The 8521-nt window shown below is 29.1% G+C and carries 7 protein-coding genes and 1 rRNA gene; 1 reads left to right on the top strand and 7 read right to left on the bottom strand.

Annotated elements, in window-relative coordinates:
• The 7 genes from CBD51_005565 to CBD51_005595 all read right to left on the bottom strand — a co-directional run.
• A 16S ribosomal RNA gene (locus tag CBD51_005565) occupies window positions 1-75 on the bottom strand; the annotation flags it as partial.
• Between the two features lie 196 nt (window positions 76-271).
• Complete coding sequence (locus CBD51_005570) at window positions 272-973, bottom strand: (d)CMP kinase (protein ID RPG58184.1); 702 nt, start codon at window positions 971-973, stop codon at window positions 272-274.
• Complete coding sequence (porQ, locus tag CBD51_005575; GenBank protein RPG58178.1) at window positions 973-1962, bottom strand: type IX secretion system protein PorQ; 990 nt, start codon at window positions 1960-1962, stop codon at window positions 973-975. The genes CBD51_005570 and porQ overlap by 1 nt, the downstream gene beginning before the upstream one ends.
• Window positions 1963-1986: 24 nt before the next feature.
• The gene (gene lon / locus CBD51_005580; GenBank protein RPG58179.1) at window positions 1987-4401 is read right to left on the bottom strand and encodes an endopeptidase La; all 2415 of its coding nucleotides are present in this window, start codon (window positions 4399-4401) and stop codon (window positions 1987-1989) included.
• Window positions 4402-4483: 82 nt separating this feature from the next.
• Entirely contained in the window at window positions 4484-5533 is a 1050-nt protein-coding gene (locus tag CBD51_005585; GenBank protein ID RPG58180.1) for a glucose-1-phosphate thymidylyltransferase, read from the bottom strand.
• 51 nt (window positions 5534-5584) lie between these two features.
• Window positions 5585-5869: a hypothetical protein gene (locus tag CBD51_005590; GenBank protein RPG58181.1), complete on the bottom strand. Its 285-nt coding sequence runs from the start codon at window positions 5867-5869 to the stop codon at window positions 5585-5587.
• Window positions 5829-6101 (bottom strand): type B 50S ribosomal protein L31, encoded by a 273-nt coding sequence (locus CBD51_005595; protein ID RPG58182.1) that lies wholly within the window; start codon window positions 6099-6101, stop codon window positions 5829-5831. Before CBD51_005595 ends, CBD51_005590 begins: the two co-directional genes overlap by 41 nt.
• 144 nt (window positions 6102-6245) lie before the next feature.
• Between CBD51_005595 and CBD51_005600 the strand changes: the two genes are divergently transcribed.
• Complete coding sequence (locus CBD51_005600) at window positions 6246-7781, top strand: hypothetical protein (protein RPG58183.1); 1536 nt, start codon at window positions 6246-6248, stop codon at window positions 7779-7781.
• Window positions 7782-8521 lie beyond the last annotated feature (740 nt).

Below are 8521 nucleotides of genomic sequence, written 5' to 3' on the forward strand. Positions count from 1 at the left end.
ACCCCTCGACTTGCATGTGTTAGGCCTGCCGCTAGCGTTCATCCTGAGCCAGGATCAAACTCTTCATTGTAAAAAGTTTTAAAAAAATTTTGTCTCAAGAATGTTTCAAAAAAGAAAAGAAAAGGTTGTTTATTACACTTACCTTATTTTTTCCTAAATTTTCAATGATCGAATAACTCTATTATATCAGTTCTTAACGAACTCTAAATACTTTAGAGGGAGGCAAATATACATATTATGTTTATATAAAAAACAATAAATAACTTTTTTTTTATAAAAAATTAAATTTACTCTTAAGTAATCTCAAAACATAATTAAATTGTTCTGAAGTATTTAAAGATGTATTATCAATTAAAATTGCATCTTCAACTTTAATAAGTGGACTATTTCTTCTGGTTGAATCTTGAAAGTCTCTTGTTTCTAAATTTTTTAAAACTTCTGAATAACTAATACTAACCCCCATACTTAATAACTCATTGTATCGCCTTTTTGCTCTAACTTCTAATGAAGCTGTAATAAATAACTTTAATTCAGCAGATGGAAAGACAACTGAGCCGATGTCACGACCTTCCATAACAACACCTCCATTTCTACCCATCTCTTGCTGCACAGTAACAATTTTTTTTCTTAACTCAGGAAATCTACTAACAAAACTTACATATTTAGCTACTAAAGGATCTTGAATTTGATTATCTATATTTTCATTATTTAAATAAATCTGATAGAATTGCTTTTCATTAAGAATAAATTCAAATTTCAACAAATCCAAAGATTTTAAGATTGATTTTTTTTTAATCCCTTCAAAACCAACTGAATCAAGAATCCAGTTATTACGTAAAGCATGTAGAGTTACCGCACGATACATAGCACCAGTGTTTATATGTTTATAATCCAAATACTTGGATAACATTTTAGCTAAAGTAGTTTTGCCAGTTGAAGAATAACCATCAATTGCTATTATAATTTTTTCAATCATTTCTTTAATCTACTAGTTATTCCAAAAGTACTTATTGCATTAGACAAGTGATTAGCAGATACAGAATAAGTCAATTTAAATCTTTTAATTTTGATTGAAAATCCTGTTGAGAAACCAACCAAACCTCTTCTATTTTCAATAGTCATTTCATTTCTTATTTTATTATTGTAACCTACAAATAGGTTAGCATTTTTATGTATTAAAAATTCTGCACCTAATACAAGATGATTGAGAACAGAATTAAAAAATGTATTACTATCTATAAAATCAGATTGGGCTGTATTATCAAAAGATAAATCAGGTGTTTCTAAATGCTGAAAAGTCAAATGCCATCTTAAAGGCATATGTTCTAATTTATTTGATATGCCAAAAATAAATTCAAATGGAAGAAGATCTCGCTGATCATCATAGTATGTGTCAAACTGATATCCAATATTTTTAATTAAAAGACTTGCAACTAAATTAGATTTTGGGTGAAAATAAGTACACCCTAAATCTAAAAGAGCGGCTAGGGAATTTAATTGATATAAGGATGAATATGCAAACTTTAAATTTGCACCAACAAAAAATGTCGAATCAATCATTTTATTAGTACCTGTAGAAAAGACATACTCTCCAGCACTAAATTGACCAAGTTGTTGACCTAATTCATTTGTCTCAGTAAACAGACCGTAATCAATGAATTTAAAAGAAGAGATAAATTTATAGTCTTCAATTTTAAAACAATAGCTAACATCTCCATATGAAATATCTGAATAGTAATTTGTAAAATTTATACTTAGATTATTGATCATTAATTCATTTATTAAAGCTGGATTATAGACACCATTATTTATATCATCGTCTGAAACTGAGGTTAAATAACCACCAAGCGCAGTAGACCTTGGAGATGTGTTAAGTTCTAAGTATGAAAATGAATTACCCCCTCCCAACTGTGCTAATAAAGGGTGAGAGAAAAATAAAAAAAAAATTAAAATTTTTTTCATGAAATATTTTTTTAAAACATGTAATTATTTTTTTAATAAAACATAATCTAGCACCTGATCCATTGAATCAACATAATGAAACTTTAAACCCCTAATATATGATGCATTAATTTCTTTAATATCTTTTTTGTTGTCTTTACATAAAACAATATGCTTAATACTGGCTCTATGAGCTGCCAATATTTTTTCTTTTATACCTCCAACTGGCAACACCTTACCTCTAAGTGTTATCTCGCCTGTTAAAGCTAACGACTTTTTTATCCCTCTATTAGTAATCAAAGAAGTCAATGCGCTTAGTATTGTAATTCCAGCTGATGGCCCATCTTTAGGAATAGCTCCCTCAGGGACGTGAATATGAAAATCACTATTCTTAAATATACCACTTTCAATATTGTATCTTGAATTATTTTTCTTTAAGTACTCAAGTGCTAGAATTGCAGATTCTTTCATTACTTTACCTAAATTTCCAGTAATGGTTAACTTACCCTTTCCTTCGCATGAACTTGATTCAATAAATAAAATATCTCCACCAACAGGAGTCCATGCTAAACCAATTGCAACACCAACAAATTGACTATTATCATAAACTTCTTTATTGTATTTTTTAATACCCAGGATTTTTTCTATATCATCAACTTCTAATTTACTTTTAACTTTAATGGACATAGCAATTTTAGTCGCTATACTCCTAGAAATTTTAGCTAATATTTTATCTAAACCTCTAACACCAGATTCTCTAGTATATGAGTCAATAATATATTCTAGTAAAGATTTATTAAGTTCTATATTATCTCTTACTCCATGTTCTTGTAATGATTTTGGAAATAGATGATTTTTTGCAATATGAACCTTTTCTTTAATATTATATCCAGAAATATTAATCATCTCCATCCTGTCTCTTAAAGCAGGCTGAATAGATGATATATCATTTGCAGTTGCGATAAAAAGAACTTTTGAGAGATCAAAGCCAATCTCTAAATAATTATCATAGAATTCTTTATTTTGTTCAGGATCTAAAACTTCTAACATAGCCGAAGAAGGGTCGCCAAAACTATCTCGTGAAAGCTTATCAATTTCGTCTAAAACAAAAACAGGATTAGCAGAACCACATTTTCTTAGTGACTGAATAATTCTTCCAGGCATGGCTCCAATATATGTTTTTCTATGCCCTCTTATCTCAGACTGATCTCTCATTCCACCTAAAGATACACGAATATACTTTCTTTTTAATGCCTCTGCAATCGATCTTCCTAGCGATGTCTTACCTACACCTGGAGGACCATGTAAACATATAATAGGGGCTCGCATATCTCCTTTTAATTTTAAAACAGCTAAATGTTCAATAATTCTTTCTTTAATTTTTTCTAAACCATAATGATCTTTTTCTAGGATTTTTTTAACTCTTTTAAGATTAAAATTGTCCTTAGTGTATTCATCCCAAGGAAGATCCAGTAATGTTTCTACAAAATTTCGTTGCACACCGTACTCAGCAGCTTGAGGATTCATACGTTGTAATTTTGATATTTCTTTTTCAAAATGATTGGCCACATCTTTATTCCAACTTTTGTCCATAGCAGTTTTTCGCATATTTTCAATTTCCTCTTGAAACACATTCCCACCCAATTCTTCCTGAATCGTTTTCAATTGTTGATTTAAAAGATACTCACGCTGTTGGTCATCAAGTTCTGACTTAACTTTGGATTGAATTTCATTTTTCATTTCAAGCATTCGTAGTTCTTTATTCAAATGCTTTAAAACCATTTTTGTTCTATCAAATAATTTTGGTTCATTTAACATTTTTTGTTTTTCCGACACTTTTAAATTCATGTTTGATGAAACAAAATTTACCAAAAAGGAATCGCTCTCAATATTGTTAATAGCAAAACTAGCATCAGACGGAATATTGGGAGATTCTTTTATTATTTTTAAAGCCACATCTCTTAGAGAACCTACTAGAGCTTTGAAATTTTGATTTGTTCTTCGAGGTTTTATTTCAAGAAAACGCTGAATTTCTGCTTTAAAGTATGGAGAAGATTGTACAATCTCAACAACTGAAAATCTTTTTTGGCCTTGAATAATCACAGTTAGATTTCCGTCAGGCATTTTAAATAATCTNAAGATTTTTGCAACGGTACCAATANGATTTAAATCTTTTGCCTCCGGGGCTTCAATATCAGGGTTAATTTGAGCTAAAACACCAATTACTTGTTTTTTTTTATAGGCATTGTTAATCAATTCAATAGATTTATCTCTGCTGACAGTAATTGGAATTACAACACCAGGGAATAACACGGCGTTTCTTAAGGGTAGAATAGCAATATTCTTAGGAACTTTGATAGAGTTGAGTCTTTTTTCATCATCAGTAGACATTAAAGGTATTAGGTCTGTAAAGTCATCAGAATCTGATAAAGATAAATTTTGCAAAATTGATTTATTCATATTTTAATATAATTATATAATTAAAAAAAATCTACTAATATTGTACCAAAGAATATTACATGAAAAGAATATCAATAATTTTCTACATTTCATATACAAACTTCAACATACTAATATATTCCTTCGTTAATTTATGATTTCTTCTTGACATAACCTTTTCTGCAACATTGATTGCCTTTTTAAAATCATATTTTTTAAAACCCTGACTCCCCCCCCAAGAAAAAGAATTTATAAAATTCCTATGAAAACCTACACCAAAAATATTACAATTAACACCAACAGTTGTTCCAGTATTAAAAGAAGTATTAATCGCACACTTAGTATGATCTCCCATAAACAAACCTAAAAACTGCTGACCAGAGTCTTCAAATTTGTTAAGATGATAATTCCACATTTTTATACTACCATAATCATTTTTTAAATTTGAAGTACTAGTACCCGCACCAATATTACACCATTCTCCTATTATTGAATTTCCTAAAAAACCATCATGAGCTTTATTAGAATAACCTAAAAAAATACTACTTGAAACTTCACCTCCAACTTTACAATAGGGTCCAATAACAGTAGGCCCATATATTTTAGCTCCCATTTTAATGGTAGCTCCCTCACATATGTGTACTGGGCCCTTAATCATTACACCTGGCATAATGGTTACATTTTTTTCAATATAAATTGGTCCATCCTTATCATCAAATAAGATGTTTTTTGAACAATCAATATTGCTTTTGAAAATAGTAGTGTAAGATTGGAATTGAGAGATTATATCTAAATTTGATTGAAAACTAAATAATGATTTTATTATATGTTTTGGAAGGATGTCTTCTGAAAATTTATTTTGAACAAATTCTAGTGAAACTCTATCACTAAAATTTTGAAAAAGCTCTTCATTTTCAATATTTTCTATTGGCAAATACTTTGAATTAATAAAAGTATTTTCTTTAACATCCCATTGTGTGGGATAAACTGATGTCAAGTGGTGACGAGTTAATACTGAAACAGAACATCCTAAATACTTTTCCCAGTGCTCTTTAATTGTGCCTCCAAAAACACGCATTTGACACAAGGGACGTGTTAGGGTAAAAGGATAAAAGTTCTCAATATCCTCAGGATCATAAAGAATATAATTCATATAATTGACTTAAGAAAAAATATCTACTATTTATATTTATTAGCAGATTATTTAACTGTTGAAGAATCTTCCGATGATGACTCCGCTGATGATGACTCCGCTGATGATGACTCTGCTACTGGCTCTTCTGCAACTGGGTCCTCTACTACTAGCTCTTCTGCAACTGAGTCTTCTGCAACTGNGTCTTCTGCAACTGGGTCTTCTNCNACTNGGTCTTCTACTACTNGGTCTTCTACTACTGGGTCTTCTACTACTGGGTCTTCTACTACTGGGTCTTNNACTNNTGNNTCTTCTACTANTGNGTNTTTGTTTTAGTTGATAATGAAGATTTTCCAAATTTTTTGTAAAATTTATCAACACGTCCTGCTGTATCAACTAACTTCATCTTTCCTGTATAAAAAGGATGTGATGTACTACTTATTTCTCTTTTAATTAAAGGGTATTCCGTCCCATCAATCTTAATAGTTTCTTTGGTGTCAGCACAAGACTTAGTAACAAATGTGTCTCCATTAGACATATCTTTGAATACTACTAATCTATAATTATCTGGATGTATATTTTTTTTCATAACGCTTACGTATTTTACCTAAAAAGGAATGCAAATGTAAATAATCAAATTGAATCATAAAAATAATACAATAATTTAATTTTCTTATCGATTATAAAATGTTAAAGTATATTTGTAATTATCAACACTTTTTAATTATTTAAATTGAGATATTTATTTATTATTATTATAACTCTATCAATTGGTTGCACAAAAGACCAGAATATTCTTAATAATAACACAGCTAATAACTTCATTTCTTTTTCTGTAGACACACTCTTATTTGACACTGTATTTACAACCACTGGATCTAGCACAAGATATTTAAAAGTCTACAACAACTTAAATGAAGATATAAATATCGATTATATCTCGCTTGCTCAAGGCGAAAGTTCTTCTTTTAAATTAAATATTGATGGAGAAGCAAATCACTCAATTGCGAACACCTTATTAAGAACTGGTGATAGCCTATATATCTTTGCAGAAGTCACAATAGATCCTAATGGATTAAATAGTCCCTTAATTGAAACTGATTCAATTATTTTTAATTACAATAATAAAATACAGGACGTAGATTTAGTTGCTTGGGGTCGAGATGCGTATTTTCATTCTAGTTTACCAGATTTTCAACAACATCAAGCAAGTAATCTTGATTCTATGCTATACTCAAATTTTTTCTCTAATGTACCACTTGAATTGATAAATGAACAATTTTATTACTACTCAGTTAATGAATTTACCGAATGGACAAACGACAAGCCACATGTAATATATGGTGATGTAATTGTTGAGAATGGAGCTACTTTAAAAATTCAACAAGGTTGTGAGCTATATTTACATAATAATGCATGGATTGTAATTGATTCACTGAGTTCACTTCACAGTGTAGGGACACTTTCAATGCCTATTACAATACAAAGTGACCGAACTGACAGTCATAGTATCATTGACTACAGCAATACTCCAGGACAATGGGGCAAAATATGGATGCTTCCTGGTAGTAACAATCATATTATTGAATATACTATTATAAAAAATGGAAAAACTGGCATTCATATTGATGGTGTCAATGATATCAATAGTCTTCCTTCATCACCGATATTAACAATTAAAAATTCTATAATATTTAATATGTCAGATATTGGCCTACTTGCTCAAGGGAGTAAAATATATGGTGAAAATATGTTAATTGCTAATTGTGGCACTTCATTAATTGGTTTAAATATTGGTGGTCACTACGAATTTAAACACTGCACATTTGCCAACTTTTGGCCTTTTAATTCTAGACAAACACCTAGCGTTTTTTTGAATAATTATTATGAAGATAATAATGGTATTATTCAAGAACGTGATTTAATCCGTGCTGATTTTGGTAATTCTATAATCACTGGTGCAAATGAAAATGAGATATTTTTTGATCAATCATCTAACGAAAACACCATATTTAATTATAATCTAGATTATTGTTTCTTAAAATTAGATACTAACTATTGGAATAATTGGAACCAAGAAGTATTTGAAGGAAATATATTAAACGGCGAAATTGGATTTGCAGATTATGAAATCTTTAATTTTGAATTAGACTCTAATTCAATTGCCATTGATGCGGGATCTGAACTTATTTCAAAAGACGTGCCTACTGATATAAATGGTGTAAATAGAACTATCAATCCGGACTTAGGTTGCTTTGAGATGAATTAACAATCTAATGAGAACAAATAAATTGTATAATATCTACACCATCCGGTTTATCTTTTAAATCTGGCATTTGAGACTTTCCAAAAGAAGACATTCTATCAAACACAATACTATTTGAAACAACACACTGGATAATATTACAATTATCTTTAAGATGTTTTTTAACTACACTTAAATTATTATATGACTCATAATATATAACACTTATAGGTGAAGAAATATATTTAGAAGGAGTTAATAATGTATGACCACAATCTAAAAAATCTATTTTGTTCAAAGTATGTTTAGTTTTTTGAAATAAATAATTATCTAGATAATTATTAGGAATTTTTGATTTAAAAAAATTCTTAATATGAGGCTGTAAAATATTTATATTTAGTTGAATAGGAATATATAATTTTGACACATTACGACAGCCTAATCCATAATACATCAATAAATCATTCATTAAACTACGATAATCATCTTTTGTTTCCGAACCATCTAAAACACAAATACTATTTCTATTTTTTCTAATAATTTTTGGAATCGATTTAAAAAAATAATTAAAGTGCTCACTACTATTATCATCACCAGTGGCAATTAACAAATCAATATCAGTAAGATCATTTTGAAAAAAAATATATTTCTTAAAATCTTTATTAATACTATATAATAATTCAGCAATAAAAGGGAGTAAAATATTATTAGATATTGATAGCTTACCAATGAAAATATTGCCAGACAATAAAACACATAAAAAA

It is taken from the genome of Flavobacteriales bacterium TMED191, assembly GCA_002171975.2.
Taxonomy (GTDB): domain Bacteria; phylum Bacteroidota; class Bacteroidia; order Flavobacteriales; family TMED113.

Excerpts from the sequence above, each read along its gene's own strand:
- CBD51_005585 (RPG58180.1), bottom strand. The coding sequence starts at position 5,533 with ATGAATTATATTCTTTATGATCCTGAGGATATTGAGAACTTTTATCCT.
- porQ (RPG58178.1), bottom strand. The coding sequence starts at position 1,962 with ATGAAAAAAATTTTAATTTTTTTTTTATTTTTCTCTCACCCTTTATTA.